Genomic DNA, 20,429 nt, shown 5'->3' on the forward strand with positions numbered 1-20,429 from the left:
ACGGAGTGAATATGAGCGAGTTGTTGACCTCAGTCAGCGAACACCTGTTGGCACCGGGCGGTGTCACCCTTGAGAGCCTGCAGACCGTGCTGGGTGACCTGGCCGGGCCGGGGATCGATGCGGCGGATTTGTACTTTCAGGGCCAGATTTCCGAATCCTGGGCACTGGAAGACGGCATCGTAAAAGAAGGCAGCTTCAATTTGGATCAAGGCGTAGGTGTACGCGCCCAGTCCGGCGAGAAAACCGGATTTGCCTACAGCAACGCCATCACCCTTGAGGCATTGGGGCTGGCCGCCCGTGCAGCGCGCTCGATCTCTCGGGCCGGTCAGCACGGCACCGTTCAAGCCTTCACCACGCAGGATGTAGCGCAGTTGTATGCGCCGGACAACCCGCTGGAAGTCATCAGCCGTGCGCAAAAGGTCGAACTGCTCAAGCGCGTCGACGCCGCCACCCGCGCCCTCGACCCGCGCATTCAACAAGTCACCGTGAGCATGGCCGGGGTGTGGGAACGCATTCTGGTGGCTTCCACCGACGGCGGCCTGGCGGCCGATGTGCGGCCTTTGGTGCGCTTCAACGTGAGTGTCATCGTTGAGCAAAACGGTCGTCGTGAGCGGGGCGGACATGGCGGCGGCGGGCGTACGGATTACCGTTATTTCCTGACTGACGACCGCGCCATGGGCTATGCCCGCGAAGCCTTGCGTCAGGCGCTGGTCAACCTCGAAGCCGTACCGGCACCGGCCGGTACCCTGCCTGTCGTACTGGGTTCCGGTTGGTCGGGCGTGTTGCTGCACGAAGCCGTGGGCCATGGTCTGGAGGGGGATTTCAATCGCAAGGGCAGTTCAGCCTACAGCGGCCGCATGGGCGAGCGTGTGGCTTCGAGCTTGTGCACCATCGTCGATGACGGCACCTTGCCAGGGCGTCGCGGCTCGTTGAGCGTGGACGACGAAGGCACCCCGACCGAGTGCACGACGTTGATCGAAAACGGCGTACTCAAGGGTTACATGCAAGACAAACTGAATGCGCGCTTGATGGGCGTGGCCCGTACCGGTAACGGTCGTCGCGAATCCTATGCACATTTACCCATGCCACGCATGACCAACACCTACATGTTGGGCGGCGAAAGCGATCCGGCTGAGATCATTGCCTCGGTGAAAAAGGGCATCTACTGCGCCAATCTGGGCGGTGGTCAGGTCGACATCACCAGCGGCAAGTTCGTGTTTTCTACCAGCGAAGCGTATTTGATCGAAGACGGCAAAATCACCCGTCCGGTCAAGGGCGCGACCCTGATTGGCAACGGACCCGAAGCGATGAGCAAAGTGTCGATGGTCGGTAATGACCTGTCGCTGGACAGCGGTGTAGGGACATGTGGCAAGGACGGGCAGTCGGTGCCGGTGGGCGTCGGTCAGCCAACCTTGAAGATTGATGCAATTACAGTCGGCGGTACGGGCAGTTGACGGGCTGCGGGCGGGTTGCAGGGCAACCCGCCCGCGTACGGGACTTAACGCAAGCCGCGTTGAGTCTCGTCCAACCCACGAATGTACTTGAACAATTTGCGGCTGGAAGCCGGGGCCTTGTTATGAGCCAGTTCGTGTTTGGCCTGACGCACGATCGAACGCAATTGCTGACGATCGGCTTCGGGGAACTCGATGACAAATTTTTCCAGTACATCGTCATCGCCTTCGATCAGGCGATCACGCCAGCGCTCGAGGCCGTGGAAACGTTCGTTGTATTGGCGCGAAGAGGCATCCACTTGATCGAGCATCGCCAGAATTTCGTCGATCGGTTGATCGCGCATCAGCTTGCCGATGAACTGGATGTGCCGCTTACGGGCAATATGAGCCGTATGTTTTGAAGCATCTACCAGTGCCCGGCGCAAAGCGTCGGTCAAAGGCATTTTGTTCAGCAAGTCAGGCTTGAGCGTCGTCAGACGTTCGCCCAGATCAACCAGAGCATGAAGCTCGCGTTTGACCTGTGATTTGCTTTTTTCGCCGTCGAAGGCGTCGTCGTAAGAATCAACCATGGTGGCAGTCCGCAAAGAAACGCCGCCATGATAACCAGTCGGGGGCCGCTTGTCCGGCCCGGTCGCTCGGCGGCCCTTCCGAAAACAGAATTTGAGTGGAGAAAACCATGAGTGCAGTAGAAAGCGTCGGCCCGCAGGCCTTGCCGGCACTGCAAGAGCAAGTTGAGCACATTATTGCCGAAGCCAAGCGTCAGGGCGCCAGTGCCTGCGAAGTGGCCGTGTCGCTGGAGCAGGGCTTGTCGACTTCGGTGCGTCAGCGTGAGGTTGAGACCGTTGAGTTCAATCGCGATCAGGGCTTCGGTATCACCCTTTACGTGGGGCAACGCAAAGGTTCGGCGAGCACTTCGGCCACCGGTCCTGATGCGATTCGCGAAACGGTTGCTGCTGCGCTGGCGATTGCCAGCCATACGTCCGAGGACGAAAGTTCCGGCTTGGCCGACCCGCAGTTAATGGCCCGGGACCTGAAGGATTTCGATCTGTTCCACACGTGGGACATCACCCCCGAGCAAGCCATCGAAAAGGCACTGGCTTGCGAAGCGGCTGCTTTTGACGCCGACAGCCGCATTAAAAACGCTGACGGCACCACACTCAGCACCCATCAAGGCTGCCGCGTGTATGGCAACAGCAACGGGTTTATTGGAGGCTCGGCCTCTACACGCCACAGCCTGAGCTGCGTGATGATCGCCGAAGGCGACGGCCAGATGCAGCGCGATTACTGGTATGACGTGAACTGTCAGGGTGAGTTGCTGGCCGACGCTGCCGTCATCGGCCGACGGGCCGCGGAGCGCGCAGCTCGTCGTCTGGGCTCGCGCCCGGTGCCGACCTGCGAAGTGCCGGTGCTGTTTAGCGCCGAGCTGGCCGGAGGGCTGTTCGGCAGCTTTTTGGGCGCCATTTCGGGCGGCAACCTGTACCGCAAATCGTCGTTCCTGCTCGATGCCATGGGCCAGCAGATTTTCCCTGAATGGCTGACCCTGGACGAACGTCCGCACTTGATGCGTGCCATGGGCAGTTCGTCTTTCGACAACGATGGCCTGGCCACTTACGCCAAACCGTTCATCAAGGACGGCGAACTGGTGTCCTACATCCTCAGCACGTATTCCGGCCGCAAATTGGGCATGCCCAGCACGGCGAACGCGGGCGGCGTGCACAACGTGTTCGTGACCCATGGCGATGAAGACCAGGCTGCCTTGATTCGCCGCATGGGCCGCGGTTTGTTTGTGACGGAATTGATGGGCAGCGGCCTGAACATGGTCACAGGCGACTACTCACGGGGCGCGGCGGGTTTCTGGGTCGAAAACGGCGAAATCCAGTTCCCGGTGCAAGAGGTGACCATTGCCGGCAACATGCGCGATATGTTCAAACAGATCGTTGCCGTGGGCAATGACCTTGAGCTGCGCAGCAATATTCGCACCGGTTCTGTGTTGATTGAGCGGATGAAAATCGGCGGCAGCTGATTTCTCAACTGTTTTAAAAAGGCGTATCACGGTTCAAGTGATGCGCCTTTTTTTATGCAGGTGAGCCATTGCGTCAGTCACTAGGCCATCCCGCCGGCATACGTCCGCAGAGCGCATTTCCCTTATAGTGTGCTCCTAACTTGGCGAAGTGCATCAAGGGCCCACAGCTATAAAAATCGGATGTTAGTTCAGTATCAATTTTGCAAACCGGTAACATCAACGGGACGGGGAAAAAGACGAGCCACAGGCTTATCCCGCACCATTTGTGCCCCTCTCGTGGTTCGCGAGCCTGTTCAACCTGGCGAGGATCGCTTTTTGGCACAATGACCGAAGCGCCTATGCATCCGGTCAATACACTTGTCATTGCAATGCATGCAATAAATCGCTTCATGTTCAATGGCTTACTTCAATTGGTTCAATGTCGTTTTCAGCGTTCTGATCGTGACCCAATGCCCTTGGAATCAGGTTCTTGGGCAAGATGAAGGCTTGGCGTTATTCGAGCAGCTCCCTCTTCTAATCATCCGAAAAGCAATCATTGATGCGTCGCTTATCAGGAAGTGAGAAGGGTGGTTTACGCCAAGAGTTAGCAGGTTTGAGTCGGGTTGTTTGACCTGCGAGAACATGAGCTTATCCTTAAGCAAATATGAAGTTTAAATAAAATATCCTGCGTATCCGATAGGGCGTAGAGCCTGTTTGTTGGCGCAACTTAACATGTATTTGCATCTAAGTAAGTGGGTTTATTATTTAAAGAGAAATATCCACAAAGTGCGCAAGAAGTTGCGCACTACTATTCAGGGATTCAACTGACTCATTGCAGTCCGGTTTTTCGTGTTTAACCTGTGCTCGCGTTTTTGAACCTCATGGGGCCGAGTTTTGCGTGCAAACTGAGCGCCTGCGCTTCCCCGCCTTGAAAGCGTGACGGACGTTTTTGTCCGGGAGGTACCTCCTTTCGCAGGCTTGTTTTGATAATCAATATCGCTTAATAATGAATCTCATTATCGAGCGAGCCTGGATCATGAGTTCTGTGTTGCACGAAAGCCCTTATCAGGAAAGCTGGCGCTGGATGAGTCGCCAGATCCGCTGCGGGCTGGCGCCCGATGAGCCGCGCCTGATTGAGCATTATCTGGCCGAAGGCCGTTACCTGGCCTGTTGCACGTCAACGTCGTCCTGGACGATTGCCCTCACGTCGTTCCGGCTTTTGCTGGACACCGCCACCGATACGGCGCTGCCTTGGCACTGGCGCAGTATGTGCCTTGACCATGCGTGGCGACCGCTGCGTGACCTCGAAACCCAAGCCTTGTGCGGATGTCGACTCAAACGCTGGCAACGCTGTGCCTGGCAATTGGCGACCTGTGAACTTGAACCGTCCATTTCTTTAATCGAACTGATGCAAGGATTTCACGATGAGTAATACCCGTATCGAACGCGATAGCATGGGCGAACTGCACGTGCCTGAGGCCGCGTTGTATGGCGCGCAGACCCAGCGTGCGGTGGATAACTTTCCCGTCAGTCATCAGCGCATGCCGGCGCAATTCATTCGCGCCTTGATTCTGGCCAAAGCGGCAGCCGCCAAAGCCAACGTGGCGTTGGGGCAAATCTCGGACGCTCAGGGCAATGCCATTGTCGAAGCGACGCAGATCCTGCTGGCAGGCGATTTCATGGAGCACTTCCCGGTGGACATCTTCCAGACCGGTTCAGGCACCAGTTCCAACATGAACGCCAACGAAGTGATCGCCACCCTGGCCACCCGCGTGCTGGGCGAAACAATCAACCCGAACGATCACGTCAACTGCGGCCAAAGCAGCAACGACATCATCCCGACCTGCATTCACGTCAGCGCCGCCTTGGGCTTGCATGAGCGTCTTTTGCCAGCGCTGACGCATCTGGTGGAGACCATTGAACGCAAGGCTTTACAGGTCCACAGCCATGTCAAAACCGGACGCACCCACTTGATGGACGCGATGCCGGTGCGCATGAGTCAGGTGCTCAACGGCTGGGCGCAGCAGCTCAAGGCCAATATCGGGCATTTGCAGGACCTGCAACCTGCGCTGCAATCCCTGGCGCAGGGCGGCACGGCAGTCGGTACCGGGATCAACGCGCACCCGCAATTTGCCGCGCTGTTCAGTCAGCAACTGAGTGCCTTGACGCACGTGCAGTTCACGCCGGGTGAAGACCTGTTTGCCCTGATCGGCTCGCAGGACACTGCCGTCTCGGTATCGGGCCAGCTCAAGGCCACAGCCGTATCGCTGATGAAAATCGCCAACGACCTGCGCTGGATGAACTCCGGGCCGCTGGCGGGTTTGGGTGAAATTGAGCTGGAGGCGTTGCAGCCGGGTTCTTCGATCATGCCGGGCAAGGTCAATCCGGTGATCCCGGAAGCCACTGCCATGGTCGCTGCGCAAGTCATCGGCAATGACTCGGTGATTACGGTCGCGGGCCAGTCCGGCAACTTTGAGCTGAACGTGATGCTGCCGGTCATTGCCCAGAACCTGCTCAGTAGCATCGAGCTGTTGGCCAATGTCAGCCGTTTGCTGGCCGACAAGGCAATCGCCACGTTCAAGGTCAACGAAGTCAAGCTCAAGGAAGCGTTGTCGCGTAACCCCATTCTGGTGACGGCCCTGAACCCGATCATTGGCTATCAACAGGCCGCTGAAATCGCCAAGACCGCCTACAAACAAGGGCGCCCGGTGATTGACGTGGCGCTTGAGTTCACCGACCTGCCACGCAGCCAGCTTGAGGTTCTGCTGGACCCCGAGAAGCTGACCGCAGGCGGCGTCTAACCCCCCGACACTGCTTTGGAGGTGCACATGGAACACTGGAAACGCACGATCGAAAGAGCCAATCGCTGTTTCGCTGAAGGCGAGCTGGTGGATGCGCGCGAGCACTACTTGCAAGCGCTGGCGCTGGCTCAAGTGTTGTTTGAGCGCTGGAGTGATGCTGACGAAGCAGTGGCGGCCTGCGTGATTTCGCATCACAACCTGGCGGACGTGCATTTACGCCTTAATCAGCCGGAAGAGAGCGTTGAGTACTTATGCTCAATTCATCAGCGGTTGCTGCAAACCGTCCAGAACCCACGACTCAAGCCTGAGCTGCGAGAAGCCGCGCTGCGTCAGAGCAGTAAAACCTATGTCGAGTTATTGAATTTCATCAGTGAGCATGGCGAGTACCCGCGCTCAGACCTGTTGCTCAAGCGCAACGTTACTCAATCCAGCCACGCATTCTCAACGGTCAGCGGCCAACCTTCAGGAGTCCATTGATATGACGTACACCTTGCCTGCACTGCCTTACGCCTATGACGCACTTGAGCCACACATCGATGCGCAGACCATGGAGATCCATTACACCAAGCATCATCAGACGTACATCAACAACCTCAATGCTGCCGTAGAAGGCACGGAGTGGGCGCAATGGCCTGTGGAAAAGCTGGTGGCCAGTGTGCACCAGCTCCCTCAAAACCTGCGCGCAGCGGTTATCAATCAGGGCGGCGGCCACGCTAACCACTCGTTGTTCTGGGAGGTCATGAGCCCCAGCGGGGGTGGTAAACCCGATGGCGCGTTGGCAAAGGCCATGGATGAACAGTTGGGTGGGCTGCAAGCATTTAAGGACGCGTTTACCAAGGCTGCGCTGACCCGGTTTGGCAGTGGCTGGGCGTGGTTGAGCGTGACGCCGCACAAAACTCTGGTGATTGAAAGCAGTGGCAATCAGGACAGCCCGCTGATGAGCGGCAACACCCCGATTCTGGGACTGGATGTGTGGGAGCACGCGTATTACCTGCGTTACCAGAATCGACGGCCTGAATACATCAATGCGTTTTATAACGTGATTAATTGGCCAGAAGTAGCACGCCGCTACCAAGCAGCTATGGTCTAAGGCTACTCACAAGGATTCAGGCGGATATGGGCACGCAAATTCTGGCGGTCGGCGGCGTGCGAATGTTTCGCTATGCCCTCGGTACGCTGTTGCTGTTGGCGGGCACTGCGCTGTTGGTGGCCAAAGGATTGGTCTGGCTGGACCTCGAGCCCAAAATGCTCAGAGCCCTGCAAGGCGGGGCATTGTGTGCGCTGGGTACGGCGCTGGGTGCTGTGCCGGTACTGGTGATTCGCAACATGCCGGTGGCGGTCAGCGATACGTTGTTGGGCTTTGGTGCCGGGGTCATGTTGGCGGCCACGGCGTTTTCGCTGGTTGTGCCGGGCATTGCGGCGGCTGAAAGTCTGGGGTTGTCTGCGTGGGCATCCAGCGGGCTGGTGTGTGCGGGCATTCTGTTGGGCGCCCTGTGTTTGTTTCTGGTGGACCTGAAAGTGTCGGGTGCCGGGCCGGACGTTATTGTCAGCCGTCCGGGTGAGCCCGTCATAGCACCGCGCATTTGGCTGTTCGTCATTGCGATCGTGGCGCATAACATTCCGGAAGGTATGGCGGTGGGCGTTTCGGCGGGCGGCGGTATGCCGGACGCCGACAGCCTGGCGATGGGGATTGCGTTGCAGGATGTGCCGGAGGGGTTGGTCATTGCCTTGGTGCTGGCGGGTGCGGGCATGTCGCGGATCAGGGCGTTCTTGATTGGTGCCGCGTCCGGGCTGGTGGAGCCGGTATTCGCGATGTTGTGTGCCTGGCTGGTGAATTTGGCCGAGCTTCTATTGCCGCTGGGGCTGGCGCTGGCCGCGGGAGCGATGCTGCTTGTGGTGACGCAAGAGGTGATTCCGGAATCGCGGCGTAACGGTCACGAAAAACTGGCGAGCGTTGGGCTCTGCATCGGGTTCTGCGTGATGATGGTCATGGACACTGCGCTGGGGTAGAGCCATGCGGCGCAGTCAGGTTCGCTGTCTCGGTAGGTACGAGGCGGCGAAGGATTGCGCAGCAAGCCTGGGTCTGTGAGCTCTCAATCACGCCCTCGGCAACCTCGCGGTAGCCGTTATTCACCTTCATCAAAGAAGTTATTGATCAGGGCCACCAGTGCATCCATGGCTTCCTGCTCCTGTTCGCCTTCGGTCTTTAAATGAATGGTCGTACCTTTGCCCGCGGCAAGCATCATCATGGCCATGATGCTTTTGCCATCGACCATGGACTCCGGCGTACGGCCTGCTCGCACCTGACAAGGAAACCGACCTGCTACCCCGACGAACTTGGCAGATGCCCGAGCGTGCAAGCCCAATTTGTTGATGATTTCGATTTCCAGAGCAGGCATCGCGGGGTAGATCCTTTCAAGTAAGGTCGCGGTGGCGAACCTGGACGTTTTTCAGGGTTTCTTGCAGGCACTTGCCCAGTCGTTCGGTGAGGTACACAGAGCGGTGATGCCCGCCGGTGCAACCGATACCGATGGTCACATAAGCACGATTGCTCGCGGCAAAACGCGGCAGCCATTTAAGCAGGTAGCTGGAAATGTCCTGGAACATCTCTTCAACATCTGGCTGGGCAGCCAAATAATCGGCCACCGGTTGATCAAGCCCCGATTGCTCACGCAACTCGGGTTTCCAGTACGGGTTTGGCAGGCAGCGCACATCAAAGACCAGATCGGCATCCACCGGCATCCCGCGCTTGAAGCCAAACGACTCCACCAGAAAGGCCGTACCGGGTTCGGGTTTGTTCAGCAGGCGCAACTTGATGGTGTCGCGCAGTTGGTAGAGGTTCAGGTTGGTCGTGTTGATCGTGAGGTCTGCCAGATCAACGATGGGGCCAAGCAGTTTTGTTTCATCGCGGATGGCTTCTGCCAGCGAGCGACTGGCGCTGCTCAGCGGGTGCCTGCGGCGGGTCTCGGAGAAGCGCTTGAGCAGGGTTTCTTCGTCTGCGTCCAGGTACAACACGTCACACTGAATATGACGGTTGCGCACTTCTTCGAGCAATTGTGGAAAGCGCGATAAATGGCTGGGCAAGTTACGCGCATCAATCGAGACCGCCACCAGCGGCTGTGCGAGTTCAGTGTGAATCAACGCACGCTCGGCCAGCTCGGGAAGCAAGCCTGCGGGCAGGTTGTCGATGCAATAGAAACCGTTGTCTTCGAGGACGGCGAGGGCGGTGCTTTTACCGGAGCCGGAGCGTCCGCTGACAATGACTAAGCGCATGATTAATGACCGTTCTGTACGTCCAGAACAACCTGATACAGCGCTTCGTTGCTTTGTGCACTGCGCAGTTTTTCCCGCACGTCTTTGCGATCGAGCATGCTGGCGATCTGCCTGAGCAGCTCCAGGTGTGCATCGGTGGCCGCTTCTGGCACCAGCAATACGAACAACAGGTCGACCGGCGCGCCATCGATGGCGTCGAAATCTATAGGGGCGTCAAGGTGGAGCAGGGCGCTCACAGGCGCCTCGCAGCCTTTGAGGCGACAGTGGGGGATAGCAATGCCGTTACCAAAACCGGTTGAACCCAGTTTTTCACGGGCAATCAGACTTTCATAAACATCCTGCATGTCGAGACCAGGCACTTCTCGGCTGATCAGGTTGGCAATGTATTCAAGGGCTTTCTTTTTGCTGCCGCCCGGCACGTTCACGTGGGAACGGCCGGGGGTCAGGATGTTTTCAAGTCGAATCATGGGTATGGGGTTTTAACGACCGGTCGCGCCTTGCAGCTGGCTGAGGGTCTTTTCCTTTTGCTTTTTCAGTTGGCGATCAAGCTTGTCGGCGAGCAGGTCGATAGCGGCATACATGTCGGTATGCTCAGCATTTGCGACAACTTCCCCTGGCCCTACGGGTATGTGCAGGGTCGCTTCGATTTTGTGGAGCAGCTTTTCTACGGTAAGAATCACACTCACGTTAGTGATTTTGTCGAAGTGACGCTCCAGCCGGTCCAGTTTTTCGCCGATGTAAGTGCGCAGCGGTTCGGTCACTTCCAGATGCTGTCCACTGATGTTGACTTGCATATAGTTTCTCCTTCGATGCCATTACATAAAGCGGCAGGCTGGCAAGCCTGCCACTGAAACGCAGTGGCCCGTTGCTTACATCAAACGCTTACGCTCGCTAGACGGCGCAATCCCAAGGGATTCGCGGTACTTGGCGACCGTGCGACGGGCTACCTGAATACCTTGTGCCTCCAGTAAACCAGCGATCTTACTGTCACTCAACGGCTTTTTCTGATTTTCAGCCGCGACCAGTTTTTTGATGATCGCGCGGATCGCCGTGGACGAGCATTCACCGCCTTCGGAGGTGCTTACATGGCTGGAGAAAAAGTACTTGAGTTCATAGATACCGCGCGGGGTATGCATGAATTTCTGGGTGGTTACCCGTGAAATGGTCGATTCGTGCATGCCGACGGCTTCTGCAATGTCATGCAACACAAGCGGCTTCATGGCTTCATCGCCGTATTCCAGAAACCCGCGCTGATGTTCGACAATTTGTGTCGCCACTTTCATCAGGGTTTCGTTGCGGCTTTGCAGGCTTTTGATGAACCAGCGCGCTTCTTGCAGCTGGTTGCGCATGAAGGTGTTATCGGCACTGGTGTCGGCGCGTCGCACGAAACCCGCGTATTGGGCATTGACCCGCAGGCGCGGTACCGATTCCTGATTGAGTTCTACCAGCCAGCGTTCGTTGTCCTTGCGTACGATGACGTCCGGTACAACGTATTCAGGCTCAGTGGACTCGATTTGCGAACCTGGACGCGGATTAAGGCTTTGTACCAGCTCGATGACCTGGCGCAGCTCGTCTTCCTTGAGCTTCATGCGGCGCATCAGCTGGCTGTAGTCGCGGGCGCCCAGCAGATCGATGTGGTCCGTTACCAACCGCTTGGCGTCGTCGAGCCAAGGCGTAGTTGCAGGCAATTGGCGCAGCTGCAACAACAGGCATTCGCCCAGATTGCGTGCGCCGATGCCGGCCGGTTCGAATTGCTGGATACGGTGCAGGACGGCTTCGATTTCATCGAGCTCAATGTCCAGTTCCGGGTCAAAGGCTTCGAGAATTTCTTCGAGGGTTTCGTCGAGGTAGCCCTGCGTGTTAATGCAGTCGATGAGGGTCACGCCAATGAGCCGGTCGGTGTCCGACATGGGCGCCAGATTCAACTGCCAGAGTAAATGGCTTTGCAGGCTTTCACCGGCCGACGTGCGTGTAGTGAAATCCCACTCGTCATCGTCGTTGCTGGGCAGGCTGCTGGCACTGGTCTGGTAAACGTCTTCCCAGGCCGTATCGACGGGCAGCTCGTTGGGAATGCGATCGTTCCATTCACCTTCCTCCAGGTTATCCACAGTGGTTGCGGACTCCTGTTGATAGGAGGGTTCTTGAATTTCGCTGGCGGGTTTTTGCTCAATGTTGTCGGCCAAGGGGTCCGAATTGTCGAAGTCTTCGCCTTCTTCCTGGCGTTCGAGCATCGGGTTGGATTCCAGGGCCTCCTGGATTTCCTGTTGCAGGTCCAGGGTCGACAATTGGAGCAGGCGTATGGCTTGTTGCAGCTGAGGTGTCATTGTCAGCTGCTGGCCCATTCTCAGGACTAGCGATGGTTTCATGGCAGGGGCTTAACACCTTATTCGCCGGCGCGCATGGCGCCATCCACTACAAGGGCGCGTGAGCGCCAAACATAAGCAAATTATATGCCTGAAACCGTAGCGTTTGCCTAGAGGCGTTTACAATTCGTCAGGCTGGCCGGAGCAAATTGAAAACACCTTCAAGGCATGTACAAGCGTAAGGGCTTACAAGCGGAACTCATTGCCCAGATACACTTCTCTCACCAATTTGTTGGCCAGAATCGTTTCAGCGTCGCCTTCAGCAATCAGTTGTCCGTCATTTACGATGTAGGCAGTTTCGCAAATATCGAGTGTTTCACGAACGTTGTGATCGGTGATCAGCACGCCAATGCCTTTGGCCTTGAGGTGGTGAATGATCTGCTTGATGTCGCCCACGGAGATGGGGTCAACACCGGCAAAGGGTTCATCGAGCAGAATGAACTTGGGGGCGGTAGCCAGTGCGCGGGCGATTTCCACCCGGCGGCGCTCGCCACCCGACAGGCTCATGCCCAGGTTGTCGCGGATATGGTTGATGTGGAATTCCTGTAATAGGCTTTCCAGCTCCTTGCGACGACCTGCTTTGTCGAGCTCCTTGCGTGTCTCGAGAATCGCCATGATGTTATCGGCGACCGAGAGCTTGCGGAAAATCGAGGCTTCCTGCGGCAGATAACCGATACCGGCGCGTGCGCGGCCGTGCATGGGTTGGTGGCTGACATCCAGGTCGTCGATCAGCACGCGACCCTGGTCAGCCTGCACCAGGCCCACAATCATGTAAAAGCAGGTGGTCTTGCCGGCGCCGTTAGGGCCGAGCAGGCCCACGATCTGCCCGCTGTCGATCGACAGGCTGACATCGCGCACCACCTGACGGCTCTTGTAGCTTTTAGCCAAATGCTGGGCTTTAAGAGTTGCCATTACTTGGCCTTCGCGTCAGTTTTTTTCTTCGGCTGGATCACCATGTCGATGCGCGGACGAGGAGCAGTCACGCTGCTACCGTTGGCGCGACCGGCGTTGGCCACTTGCTTGACCGTGTCGTAGACGATTTTCTCGCCTTCAGTGGTATTGCCGTCGTTGATCACTTTGGCCTTGTCGATCAGGACGATGCGGTTTTGCGGTGCATGGTACTGAATGGTCACTGCGTAGGCTTTGACCGGAACCGGGTCAGTGGCTTTTTGCAGTTGTTCGAAGTAGGCCAGATTGCCGATCGAGGTCACGACGTCAATTTCGCCAGCCGCGTTGCGGGTGATCGTGACGGTATTGCCGGTAATTTTCATCGAGCCTTGCGTGATGATGACGTCGCCCTTGTAGGTTGCGACGCCTTTCTTGTCATCCAGCTGCGCTTCGTTGGCCTGAATACGGATAGGCTGTTCGGTGTCGTTCGGCAGAGCCCAGGCGCTCACGCTTCCCAGTGCTGCGCTCAAGCTGAGCAATAAAGGGAGGGTTTTAACGAGACTCATACTGTCCTCTTACGTTGGACAGCAGGTCCATCCTGCCGTCTTTCAAATATGCTTTCATTCCCTTGGCAGTGGTCACACCGCCAGCGCCGTCGATTCTAACGGCTTGCTCGGTCTGCGCATATTGCTTCTGTGGGAATACTGTCATGCGTGAGCTGGTGATAATCAGCTCACGGTTGCGTTCGTCGGTGCGGGCGACACGTACCGAGTCGATCAGCTCGACCTCCGTGCCGTCCGGGTTGACCTCGCCGCGCTCACTTTGAACATGCCACGGGAACGTGGTTCCGCGGTACATCTGCAGGTCCGGGTTGGTCAGCAGCGTCACTTCGGAAGCCTTGAGGTGTTCAACCTTGTCGGACGTCATTTCATATTGCAGCTTGCCGTCCGGCAAATACTGAAGGCTGTGGGCGTTGATGGCGTAATAGTCGATCGCGTGCTCATCCACCGCCACGGCAGGTTTGTCGAGGAAGCGTTCCGGGCTGATATTCCAGTAGCCCACGGCTGCAAACAGCGCCGCAATGACACCGAATAACAGGAAGTTGCGAATTTTTTTACTCAGCATAGAAAGCTCTATAAGTAGGCCGCGTGAGCGGCATCCAGACGGCCTTGGGCGCGCAGGATCAGTTCGCAGAATTCACGTGCGGCGCCTTCACCGCCGCGTGCCTGGGTAATACCGTGGGCGTGCTCGCGTACGAAACTGGCGGCATTGGCCACAGCCATGCCCAGGCCTACGCGACGGATAACCGGTAAATCCGGCAGGTCGTCGCCCAGATAGGCAACCTGTTCATAGCTTAGGTTGAGTTGGCCGAGAAGCTCGTCCAATACCACCAATTTATCTTCTCGACCCTGATACAGGTGCGCGATACCCAGGTTTTGCGCGCGACGCTCAACGACCGGAGTCTTGCGACCACTGATGATTGCCGTCTGAACGCCGGCTGCCATCAGCATCTTGATGCCCTGGCCGTCGAGGGTATTGAAGGTCTTGAACTCGCTGCCGTCTTCAAGGAAGTACAGCCGGCCATCAGTCAGTACACCGTCAACGTCGAAAACGGCGAGCTTGATGGCTTTGCCGCGTTTGAGCAAATCGTTGGTCATTACATCACTCCTGCGCGCAACAAATCGTGCATGTTCAAGGCACCGACTGGGCGGTCGTCCTTGTCGACGACAACCAGCGCGCTGATTTTATGGTCTTCCATGATTTTAAGGGCCTCGGCGGCGAGCATGTCGGCGCGGGCTGTTTTGCCGTGAGGTGTCATCACCGTATCGATAGTCGCGTTGCGGATATCGATTTCGCGATCCAGCGTGCGGCGCAAGTCGCCGTCGGTGAAGATCCCGGCCAGTGTGCCGTCCGCTTCAGTGACAACGGTCATGCCCAGCCCTTTATGGGTCATCTCCATCAGGGCGTCCCTGAGCAGCGTGCCGCGTACCACTTGAGGCAGTTCATCACCCGAGTGCATGACATTTTCAACTTTAAGCAGCAAGCGGCGACCCAGTGCACCGCCAGGGTGCGAGAAGGCGAAATCCTCAGCCGTGAACCCGCGGGCTTCGAGCAAGGCAATGGCCAGCGCATCGCCCAGTACCAGCGTGGCCGTGGTCGATGACGTAGGCGCCAGGTTCAATGGGCAGGCTTCTTGGGCCACGCGGGCATCCAGGCTAACGTCGGCAGCCTTGGCCAGCGGGGACTCGGGATTGCCAGTCATGCTGATGAGCTGGATGCCGAGGCGTTTGATAAGAGGGAGCAATGTGACGATCTCGGCGGTGGAGCCCGAGTTCGACAGCGCGAGGATGATGTCGTCGCGGGTAATCATGCCCATGTCGCCGTGGCTGGCTTCGGCCGGGTGAACAAAGAAAGCCGTGGTGCCGGTGCTGGCCAGGGTGGCGGCGATTTTATTGCCGATATGCCCGGACTTGCCCATGCCGACTACGACGACTCGACCCTTGCTCGCTAGAATCATCTCGCAAGCGCGTACGAAATCAGCGTCGATCCGGGGCAGTAAATCTTCTACGGCTTCCAGTTCGAGGCGGATGGTGCGTTGTGCAGATTGAATCAGGTCGCTGGATTGGCTCATGTTTGAAGTCGGGTAGCCTGAGAAAAGGCGGCGATTATAGCGGTTCTGAGCAATTCCCTCACGTGTGTTCGTCATGCTTTGTTGTCTCATGCAACAAAGCTCTACTGGACTTTAGGATGATTTACTCATTTTTCACTGTCCTTAACCTGAATGGGCACTCCTTCGGCCTTTGGCGGTCAGTAACAGCAGTGATATAGTTCGCCGCCAGTTCGGCCCGCTCAAGGAACGCGCGCTTCCTGAAAAGAAGCTTGATGTCCGGTTAGAGGCAGAGGCTGCATCGCAAGGAGTTTAGATGAGTGCCGATAACGCCTACGCGGTCGAGCTGAAGGGAGTTTCCTTCAAGCGCGGTTCGCGCAGCATTTTCAATAACGTCGATATTCGTATCCCGCGTGGCAAAGTCACGGGGATCATGGGTCCGTCCGGCTGCGGCAAGACCACCCTGTTGCGCTTGATGGGCATGCAACTGCGTCCCAGCAACGGCGAAGTGTGGGTCAACGGCCAGAACCTGCCGACCCTGTCGCGCAGCGATCTGTTCGACGCGCGCAAGCATATGGGCGTGCTGTTTCAGAGCGGCGCCCTGTTTACCGATCTGGATGTATTCGAAAACGTTGCCTTCCCGCTGCGCGTGCATACCGAGCTGCCGGAAGAAATGATCCGCGACATCGTGCTGCTCAAGTTGCAGGCGGTCGGGTTGCGCGGAGCCATTGACCTGATGCCGGACGAGCTGTCTGGCGGTATGAAACGCCGTGTGGCGCTGGCTCGCGCCATCGCGCTGGATCCGCAAATCCTGATGTACGACGAACCGTTTGTCGGCCAGGACCCCATTGCCATGGGGGTGCTGGTGCGCCTTATCCGTCTGCTGAATGACGCATTGGGCATCACCAGTATTGTGGTTTCTCACGATTTGGCCGAAACAGCGAGCATTGCCGACTATTTATACGTAGTGGGCGATGGTCAGGTGCTGGGGCAGGGTACGCCGCAAGAGTTGATGAATGCCGATAACCCGCGCATCCGTCAGTTCATGACTGGCGATCCCGACGGTCCGGTTCCGTTTCACTTTCCGGCGTCGGACTACCGAACCGATCTTCTGGGGAAGCGCTGATGCGCAAACAATCAATGTTGGACCGCGTCGGATTGTTCGGCCGGGCCGGGATCGACATGGTCTCGGTACTGGGGCGTTCGACGATTTTCCTGTTTCACGCATTGCTGGGGCGCGGCGGAATCGGCGGCGGGTTTGGGCTGTTGCTCAAGCAACTGCATTCCGTGGGTGTCATGTCTCTGGTCATCATCGTGGTTTCCGGCGTCTTCATCGGCATGGTGCTGGCGCTGCAAGGCTTCAGCATCCTGTCCAGCTATGGCTCGGAGCAGGCGGTGGGGCAGATGGTGGCCCTGACCCTGTTGCGTGAGCTGGGGCCGGTGGTGACCGCGCTGTTGTTCGCCGGTCGGGCCGGGTCTGCACTGACCGCTGAAATCGGCAACATGAAATCGACCGAGCAACTGTCCAGCCTGGAAATGATTGGTGTCGATCCGCTGAAATACATCATTGCGCCGCGGATGTGGGCCGGGTTCATTTCTCTGCCTGTGCTGGCCATGATTTTCAGCGTGGTCGGGATTTGGGGCGGTTCGTGGGTGGCGGTGGACTGGCTGGGGGTCTATGACGGCTCCTACTGGGCCAATATGCAGAACAGCGTGACCTTCACCGGTGACGTGCTTAACGGGATCATCAAAAGCATCGTTTTTGCCTTTGTAGTGACCTGGATTGCCGTGTTTCAAGGTTATGACTGCGAGCCCACTTCAGAGGGGATCAGCCGTGCCACTACCAAGACCGTGGTGTATGCCTCATTGGCTGTACTCGGGCTGGACTTTATTTTGACCGCCTTGATGTTTGGAGATTTCTGATGCAAAACCGCACCATGGAAATCGGTGTCGGCCTGTTCCTGCTGGCTGGCATCCTGGCTTTGCTGTTGCTCGCCCTACGGGTCAGTGGACTGTCCCCGACCGCCAGCAGTGACACCTACAAGCTGTATGCCTACTTCGACAATATTGCCGGCCTGACCGTGCGCGCCAAGGTGTCCATGGCGGGCGTCACCATCGGCAAGGTGACCGCGATCGACCTGGACCGTGACAACTTCACGGCCCGCGTCACGCTGCAGATCGAAAAAGACGTGGATAACCTGCCGGTGGATTCGACAGCGTCTATTCTCACGGCAGGCCTGCTGGGTGAGAAATACATCGGTATTAGCGTGGGCGGGGAGGATGAGCTGCTCAAGAACGGCGGAACTATTCACGACACCCAGTCGTCACTGGTTCTGGAAGACCTGATCGGCAAGTTCCTGCTCAATACCGTTAGCAAAGACGCCAAATAAGGAGTGTTTCGATGATTTCTCTCTTGCGCCGTGGCCTGCTGGTTGTTTTGGCGGCCGCACTTCCTCTGATGGCGAATGCAGCACCGGGGCAATCGGCCCACGACATCGTTCAAGACACCACCACACGTTTGCTGGCTGACCTGACGGCCAACAAAGAGCAATACAAACAAAACCCGAGCAAGTTTTACGATGCCCTGAACACTATTGTCGGGCCCGCGGTGGATGTGGAAGGCATCTCCAAAAGCATCATGACCGTCAAGTACTCGCGCAAGGCAACGCCAGCACAAATGCAGCGGTTCCAAGAGAACTTCAAGCGCAGCCTCATGCAGTTCTACGGCAATGCCTTGCTGGAGTTCAAAAACCAGGGCATCACTGTTAGCCCGCCCAAGAATGAATGCAACGATTCCACCGGTGATAAGAAGTGCGATCGCACTAGCGTTGACATGATCGTTAAAGGCGATAACGGCGCGACTTACCCGTTGTCCTACACCCTTAACAAGGTGAACGGCGAGTGGAAAGTACGTAACGTGATCGTCAATGGCATCAACATCGGCAAGTTGTTCCGTGATCAATTCGCCGATGCCATGCAGAAAAACGGCAACGATCTGGATAAGACCATTGATAACTGGGCTGGCGAAGTGGCCAAGGTCAAGCAAGAGACTGACAAGGCCATCGACAAATGAGTGAGGGTGCCGTGACCCTGGCCGGTGAAAGCGAGCTGCGCCTCAGTGGCGTGCTTGACTACCAGACCGGCCCCCGCTTACGTAAGGAAGGCCAGGCGCTGATCAAAAAAGCGCTGGCCAAATCCCTTGTGGTGGATTGCTCGGCCGTCACCAAATCCAGCAGCGTCGGTTTGTCGTTGCTGCTGTGTTTTATCCGTGACGCACAAGCCCTGAACAAGCCATTGAGCATTCGTGCCATGCCTGAAGACATGCGCGAAATCGCTCAGGTTTCGGGCCTGACCGAGCTATTGGCACATCATTAATCGCCATTTATAGAGAAGCCCCCCGTCAGAGTCCTGTTCAGCGGGGTTCGCAGGCGCGGGGCTTTTTTGTATGATGGCCGACCCGCGCGCGTTGGGCGCCGATTGAGGTTGAGCATGCAGGCCGTAGAAGTGAAGAGCTTTCTTGAGGGAAAGCTGCCTGGAACCCAGGTAGAAGTTGAGGGCGAAGGCTGCAACTTTCAGCTGAACGTGATTAGTGACGAACTGGTGGCCTTGAGCCCGGTGAAACGTCAACAAAGCATCTATGCCCATTTGAACCCGTGGATCGCTGATGGCAGCATCCATGCGGTCACTATGAAATTCTTCAGCAGCGCGGCCTGGGCCGAGCGCACCTGAGCCCCCTGAGCCCATTGGCGTCGAGATTGTTATGGATAAATTGATTATTACCGGCGGTGCCCGTCTAGATGGCGAGATCCGCATTTCCGGGGCGAAAAACTCTGCCCTGCCGATTCTGGCTGCGACCCTGCTGTGCGATGGCCCGGTGACCGTGGCCAACCTGCCGCACCTGCATGACATCACCACCATGATCGAGCTCTTCGGCCGCATGGGCATTGAGCCGGTGATCGATGAGAAGCTGTCGGTCGAAATCGACCCGAATACCATCAAAACCCTGATCGCCCCGTACGAACTGGTTAAGACCATGCGTGCTTCGATCCTGGTACTGGGCCCGATGGTTGCCCGTTTCGGTGAAGCTGAAGTGGCGTTGCCTGGCGGTTGCGCCATCGGTTCGCGTCCGGTTGACCTGCACATCCGCGGCCTTGAAGCCATGGGCGCGGTGATCGACGTTGAAGGCGGCTACATCAAGGCCAAGGCGCCCGAAGGCGGCTTGCGTGGCGCCAACTTCTTCTTCGATACCGTCAGCGTGACCGGTACTGAAAACATCATGATGGCCGCAGCACTGGCCAAAGGCCGCAGCGTTCTGCAAAACGCGGCCCGTGAACCTGAAGTGGTTGACCTGGCCAACTTCCTGAACGCCATGGGCGCCAAGGTCAGCGGTGCGGGTACCGACACCATCACCATCGATGGTGTTGAGCGTTTGCACTCTGCCACTTACCGCGTGATGCCGGACCGTATCGAAACCGGTACTTACCTGGTGGCTGCTGCCGTGACCGGCGGCCGCGTGAAGGTCAAGGACACCGATCCGACCATCCTCGAAGCCGTGCTTGAGAAACTCAAGGAAGCGGGCGCCGAGATCACCACCGGCGAAGACTGGATCGAGCTGAACATGCACGGCAAGCGTCCAAAGGCCGTCAATGTGCGTACCGCTCCTTACCCGGCATTCCCGACCGACATGCAGGCACAGTTCATCTCGTTGAACGCCATTGCTGAAGGCACCGGCGCCGTGATCGAGACCATCTTCGAAAACCGCTTCATGCACGTGTACGAACTGCACCGCATGGGCGCCAAGATCCAGGTCGAAGGCAACACGGCCATCGTGACCGGCACTGAAACACTCAAGGGCGCGCCTGTGATGGCCACCGACCTGCGTGCGTCGGCCAGCCTGGTGATTTCGGCACTGGTGGCCGAAGGCGATACCTTGATCGACCGCATTTACCACATAGACCGTGGTTACGAGTGCATCGAAGAAAAACTGCAAATGCTGGGTGCCAAAATCCGCCGCGTTCCGGGCTAGTTTTTGGTAACAGGCAT

25 protein-coding genes are annotated in these 20,429 nt (G+C 57.4%); 14 read left to right on the forward strand and 11 right to left on the reverse strand.

The features are described from left to right. Positions 1-11: 11 nt before the first annotated feature. Positions 12-1,454, forward strand: a complete 1,443-nt coding sequence (gene tldD, locus BKD70_RS05320; RefSeq protein ID WP_047273354.1) for a metalloprotease TldD — start codon at positions 12-14, stop codon at positions 1,452-1,454. Positions 1,455-1,498: 44 nt separating this feature from the next. Here tldD and yjgA read toward each other — a convergent pair whose 3' ends face one another. Next, positions 1,499-2,020: a ribosome biogenesis factor YjgA gene (gene yjgA / locus BKD70_RS05325; RefSeq protein WP_047273355.1), complete on the reverse strand. Its 522-nt coding sequence runs from the start codon at positions 2,018-2,020 to the stop codon at positions 1,499-1,501. A gap of 107 nt (positions 2,021-2,127) precedes the next feature. On the opposite strand from yjgA, the gene pmbA reads away from it, so the two are divergent. The 6 genes from pmbA (at position 2,128) to BKD70_RS05355 (ending at position 8,264) form a co-directional block, all read left to right on the forward strand. After that, the gene (gene pmbA / locus BKD70_RS05330; protein WP_047273356.1) at positions 2,128-3,474 is read left to right on the forward strand and encodes a metalloprotease PmbA; all 1,347 of its coding nucleotides are present in this window, start codon (positions 2,128-2,130) and stop codon (positions 3,472-3,474) included. Between the two features lie 1,015 nt (positions 3,475-4,489). Beyond that, on the forward strand, positions 4,490-4,885 hold the full coding sequence (locus tag BKD70_RS05335; protein WP_047273459.1) for a hypothetical protein: 396 nt from the start codon (positions 4,490-4,492) through the stop codon (positions 4,883-4,885). Next, the gene (locus BKD70_RS05340; RefSeq protein WP_047273357.1) at positions 4,878-6,254 is read left to right on the forward strand and encodes a lyase family protein; all 1,377 of its coding nucleotides are present in this window, start codon (positions 4,878-4,880) and stop codon (positions 6,252-6,254) included. The genes BKD70_RS05335 and BKD70_RS05340 overlap by 8 nt, the downstream gene beginning before the upstream one ends. Positions 6,255-6,281: 27 nt before the next feature. Next, the gene (locus BKD70_RS05345; protein ID WP_047273358.1) at positions 6,282-6,731 is read left to right on the forward strand and encodes a hypothetical protein; all 450 of its coding nucleotides are present in this window, start codon (positions 6,282-6,284) and stop codon (positions 6,729-6,731) included. Position 6,732: 1 nt separating this feature from the next. Continuing rightward, complete coding sequence (locus tag BKD70_RS05350; RefSeq protein WP_047273359.1) at positions 6,733-7,344, forward strand: superoxide dismutase; 612 nt, start codon at positions 6,733-6,735, stop codon at positions 7,342-7,344. Positions 7,345-7,370: 26 nt separating this feature from the next. Then, positions 7,371-8,264, forward strand: coding sequence for a ZIP family metal transporter (locus BKD70_RS05355; RefSeq protein ID WP_047273360.1), 894 nt, complete (start codon positions 7,371-7,373; stop codon positions 8,262-8,264). Between the two features lie 116 nt (positions 8,265-8,380). On the opposite strand, the gene BKD70_RS05360 is transcribed toward BKD70_RS05355, so the two are convergent. From BKD70_RS05360 to BKD70_RS05405, 10 genes are all read right to left on the reverse strand, one after another. Continuing rightward, positions 8,381-8,653, reverse strand: coding sequence for an HPr family phosphocarrier protein (locus tag BKD70_RS05360; RefSeq protein ID WP_047273361.1), 273 nt, complete (start codon positions 8,651-8,653; stop codon positions 8,381-8,383). A gap of 16 nt (positions 8,654-8,669) precedes the next feature. Beyond that, positions 8,670-9,527 carry an RNase adapter RapZ gene (gene rapZ / locus BKD70_RS05365; protein ID WP_047273362.1) on the reverse strand — a complete coding sequence of 286 codons (858 nt, stop codon included), beginning with the start codon at positions 9,525-9,527 and terminating at the stop codon, positions 8,670-8,672. 2 nt (positions 9,528-9,529) lie between these two features. Then, entirely contained in the window at positions 9,530-9,994 is a 465-nt protein-coding gene (ptsN, locus tag BKD70_RS05370; RefSeq protein ID WP_047273363.1) for a PTS IIA-like nitrogen regulatory protein PtsN, read from the reverse strand. Positions 9,995-10,006: 12 nt separating this feature from the next. Further along, on the reverse strand, positions 10,007-10,321 hold the full coding sequence (gene hpf, locus BKD70_RS05375) for a ribosome hibernation-promoting factor, HPF/YfiA family (RefSeq protein WP_047273364.1): 315 nt from the start codon (positions 10,319-10,321) through the stop codon (positions 10,007-10,009). Positions 10,322-10,396: 75 nt separating this feature from the next. Beyond that, a complete protein-coding gene (locus BKD70_RS05380) occupies positions 10,397-11,893 on the reverse strand; it encodes an RNA polymerase factor sigma-54 (RefSeq protein ID WP_047273365.1) in 1,497 nt (498 codons plus the stop codon). Between the two features lie 183 nt (positions 11,894-12,076). Then, entirely contained in the window at positions 12,077-12,802 is a 726-nt protein-coding gene (lptB, locus tag BKD70_RS05385) for an LPS export ABC transporter ATP-binding protein (RefSeq protein WP_047273366.1), read from the reverse strand. Continuing rightward, positions 12,802-13,344, reverse strand: a complete 543-nt coding sequence (gene lptA, locus BKD70_RS05390) for a lipopolysaccharide transport periplasmic protein LptA (protein WP_047273367.1) — start codon at positions 13,342-13,344, stop codon at positions 12,802-12,804. Before lptA ends, lptB begins: the two co-directional genes overlap by 1 nt. After that, positions 13,331-13,903 carry an LPS export ABC transporter periplasmic protein LptC gene (gene lptC, locus BKD70_RS05395; protein WP_047273368.1) on the reverse strand — a complete coding sequence of 191 codons (573 nt, stop codon included), beginning with the start codon at positions 13,901-13,903 and terminating at the stop codon, positions 13,331-13,333. Before lptC ends, lptA begins: the two co-directional genes overlap by 14 nt. An 8-nt stretch (positions 13,904-13,911) precedes the next feature. Continuing rightward, positions 13,912-14,436, reverse strand: coding sequence for an HAD family hydrolase (locus tag BKD70_RS05400; protein WP_047273369.1), 525 nt, complete (start codon positions 14,434-14,436; stop codon positions 13,912-13,914). Beyond that, positions 14,436-15,410, reverse strand: coding sequence for a KpsF/GutQ family sugar-phosphate isomerase (locus tag BKD70_RS05405; protein ID WP_047273370.1), 975 nt, complete (start codon positions 15,408-15,410; stop codon positions 14,436-14,438). The genes BKD70_RS05400 and BKD70_RS05405 overlap by 1 nt, the downstream gene beginning before the upstream one ends. A 292-nt stretch (positions 15,411-15,702) precedes the next feature. Here BKD70_RS05405 and BKD70_RS05410 point away from each other — a divergent pair, with 292 nt between their 5' ends. The 7 genes from BKD70_RS05410 to murA all read left to right on the forward strand — a co-directional run bounded on the left by BKD70_RS05410 (position 15,703) and on the right by murA (position 20,412). Next, positions 15,703-16,512: an ATP-binding cassette domain-containing protein gene (locus tag BKD70_RS05410; RefSeq protein ID WP_047273371.1), complete on the forward strand. Its 810-nt coding sequence runs from the start codon at positions 15,703-15,705 to the stop codon at positions 16,510-16,512. Beyond that, the gene (gene mlaE, locus BKD70_RS05415) at positions 16,512-17,309 is read left to right on the forward strand and encodes a lipid asymmetry maintenance ABC transporter permease subunit MlaE (RefSeq protein WP_047273372.1); all 798 of its coding nucleotides are present in this window, start codon (positions 16,512-16,514) and stop codon (positions 17,307-17,309) included. The genes BKD70_RS05410 and mlaE overlap by 1 nt, the downstream gene beginning before the upstream one ends. Further along, positions 17,309-17,776 (forward strand): outer membrane lipid asymmetry maintenance protein MlaD, encoded by a 468-nt coding sequence (mlaD, locus tag BKD70_RS05420; RefSeq protein WP_047273373.1) that lies wholly within the window; start codon positions 17,309-17,311, stop codon positions 17,774-17,776. The genes mlaE and mlaD overlap by 1 nt, the downstream gene beginning before the upstream one ends. Positions 17,777-17,787: 11 nt before the next feature. Then, on the forward strand, positions 17,788-18,459 hold the full coding sequence (locus tag BKD70_RS05425) for a phospholipid-binding protein MlaC (protein WP_047273374.1): 672 nt from the start codon (positions 17,788-17,790) through the stop codon (positions 18,457-18,459). Continuing rightward, on the forward strand, positions 18,456-18,761 hold the full coding sequence (locus BKD70_RS05430; protein WP_047273375.1) for a lipid asymmetry maintenance protein MlaB: 306 nt from the start codon (positions 18,456-18,458) through the stop codon (positions 18,759-18,761). Before BKD70_RS05425 ends, BKD70_RS05430 begins: the two co-directional genes overlap by 4 nt. A gap of 114 nt (positions 18,762-18,875) precedes the next feature. Continuing rightward, a complete protein-coding gene (locus BKD70_RS05435) occupies positions 18,876-19,115 on the forward strand; it encodes a BolA family protein (protein ID WP_003439919.1) in 240 nt (79 codons plus the stop codon). A 31-nt stretch (positions 19,116-19,146) separates the two neighbouring features. After that, positions 19,147-20,412 carry a UDP-N-acetylglucosamine 1-carboxyvinyltransferase gene (gene murA / locus BKD70_RS05440; RefSeq protein WP_047273376.1) on the forward strand — a complete coding sequence of 422 codons (1,266 nt, stop codon included), beginning with the start codon at positions 19,147-19,149 and terminating at the stop codon, positions 20,410-20,412. Positions 20,413-20,429: the final 17 nt, after the last annotated feature.

Source organism: Pseudomonas sp. BS-2016, from assembly GCF_001806145.1.
In the GTDB taxonomy this organism is placed as follows: domain Bacteria; phylum Pseudomonadota; class Gammaproteobacteria; order Pseudomonadales; family Pseudomonadaceae; genus Aquipseudomonas; species Aquipseudomonas lundensis.

Coding starts and splice junctions, on each gene's coding strand:
- BKD70_RS05335 (WP_047273459.1), top strand. CDS start 4,490: ATGAGTTCTGTGTTGCACGAAAGCCCTTATCAGGAAAGCTGGCGCTGG.
- tldD (WP_047273354.1), top strand. CDS start 12: ATGAGCGAGTTGTTGACCTCAGTCAGCGAACACCTGTTGGCACCGGGC.
- BKD70_RS05355 (WP_047273360.1), top strand. CDS start 7,371: ATGGGCACGCAAATTCTGGCGGTCGGCGGCGTGCGAATGTTTCGCTAT.
- BKD70_RS05380 (WP_047273365.1), bottom strand. CDS start 11,893: ATGAAACCATCGCTAGTCCTGAGAATGGGCCAGCAGCTGACAATGACA.
- BKD70_RS05410 (WP_047273371.1), top strand. CDS start 15,703: ATGAGTGCCGATAACGCCTACGCGGTCGAGCTGAAGGGAGTTTCCTTC.
- lptB (WP_047273366.1), bottom strand. CDS start 12,802: ATGGCAACTCTTAAAGCCCAGCATTTGGCTAAAAGCTACAAGAGCCGT.
- lptC (WP_047273368.1), bottom strand. CDS start 13,903: ATGCTGAGTAAAAAAATTCGCAACTTCCTGTTATTCGGTGTCATTGCG.
- pmbA (WP_047273356.1), top strand. CDS start 2,128: ATGAGTGCAGTAGAAAGCGTCGGCCCGCAGGCCTTGCCGGCACTGCAA.
- yjgA (WP_047273355.1), bottom strand. CDS start 2,020: ATGGTTGATTCTTACGACGACGCCTTCGACGGCGAAAAAAGCAAATCA.
- lptA (WP_047273367.1), bottom strand. CDS start 13,344: ATGAGTCTCGTTAAAACCCTCCCTTTATTGCTCAGCTTGAGCGCAGCA.
- BKD70_RS05435 (WP_003439919.1), top strand. CDS start 18,876: ATGCAGGCCGTAGAAGTGAAGAGCTTTCTTGAGGGAAAGCTGCCTGGA.
- murA (WP_047273376.1), top strand. CDS start 19,147: ATGGATAAATTGATTATTACCGGCGGTGCCCGTCTAGATGGCGAGATC.
- mlaE (WP_047273372.1), top strand. CDS start 16,512: ATGCGCAAACAATCAATGTTGGACCGCGTCGGATTGTTCGGCCGGGCC.
- BKD70_RS05405 (WP_047273370.1), bottom strand. CDS start 15,410: ATGAGCCAATCCAGCGACCTGATTCAATCTGCACAACGCACCATCCGC.
- ptsN (WP_047273363.1), bottom strand. CDS start 9,994: ATGATTCGACTTGAAAACATCCTGACCCCCGGCCGTTCCCACGTGAAC.
- BKD70_RS05425 (WP_047273374.1), top strand. CDS start 17,788: ATGATTTCTCTCTTGCGCCGTGGCCTGCTGGTTGTTTTGGCGGCCGCA.
- mlaD (WP_047273373.1), top strand. CDS start 17,309: ATGCAAAACCGCACCATGGAAATCGGTGTCGGCCTGTTCCTGCTGGCT.
- BKD70_RS05430 (WP_047273375.1), top strand. CDS start 18,456: ATGAGTGAGGGTGCCGTGACCCTGGCCGGTGAAAGCGAGCTGCGCCTC.
- BKD70_RS05340 (WP_047273357.1), top strand. CDS start 4,878: ATGAGTAATACCCGTATCGAACGCGATAGCATGGGCGAACTGCACGTG.
- rapZ (WP_047273362.1), bottom strand. CDS start 9,527: ATGCGCTTAGTCATTGTCAGCGGACGCTCCGGCTCCGGTAAAAGCACC.
- hpf (WP_047273364.1), bottom strand. CDS start 10,321: ATGCAAGTCAACATCAGTGGACAGCATCTGGAAGTGACCGAACCGCTG.
- BKD70_RS05345 (WP_047273358.1), top strand. CDS start 6,282: ATGGAACACTGGAAACGCACGATCGAAAGAGCCAATCGCTGTTTCGCT.
- BKD70_RS05400 (WP_047273369.1), bottom strand. CDS start 14,436: ATGACCAACGATTTGCTCAAACGCGGCAAAGCCATCAAGCTCGCCGTT.
- BKD70_RS05360 (WP_047273361.1), bottom strand. CDS start 8,653: ATGCCTGCTCTGGAAATCGAAATCATCAACAAATTGGGCTTGCACGCT.
- BKD70_RS05350 (WP_047273359.1), top strand. CDS start 6,733: ATGACGTACACCTTGCCTGCACTGCCTTACGCCTATGACGCACTTGAG.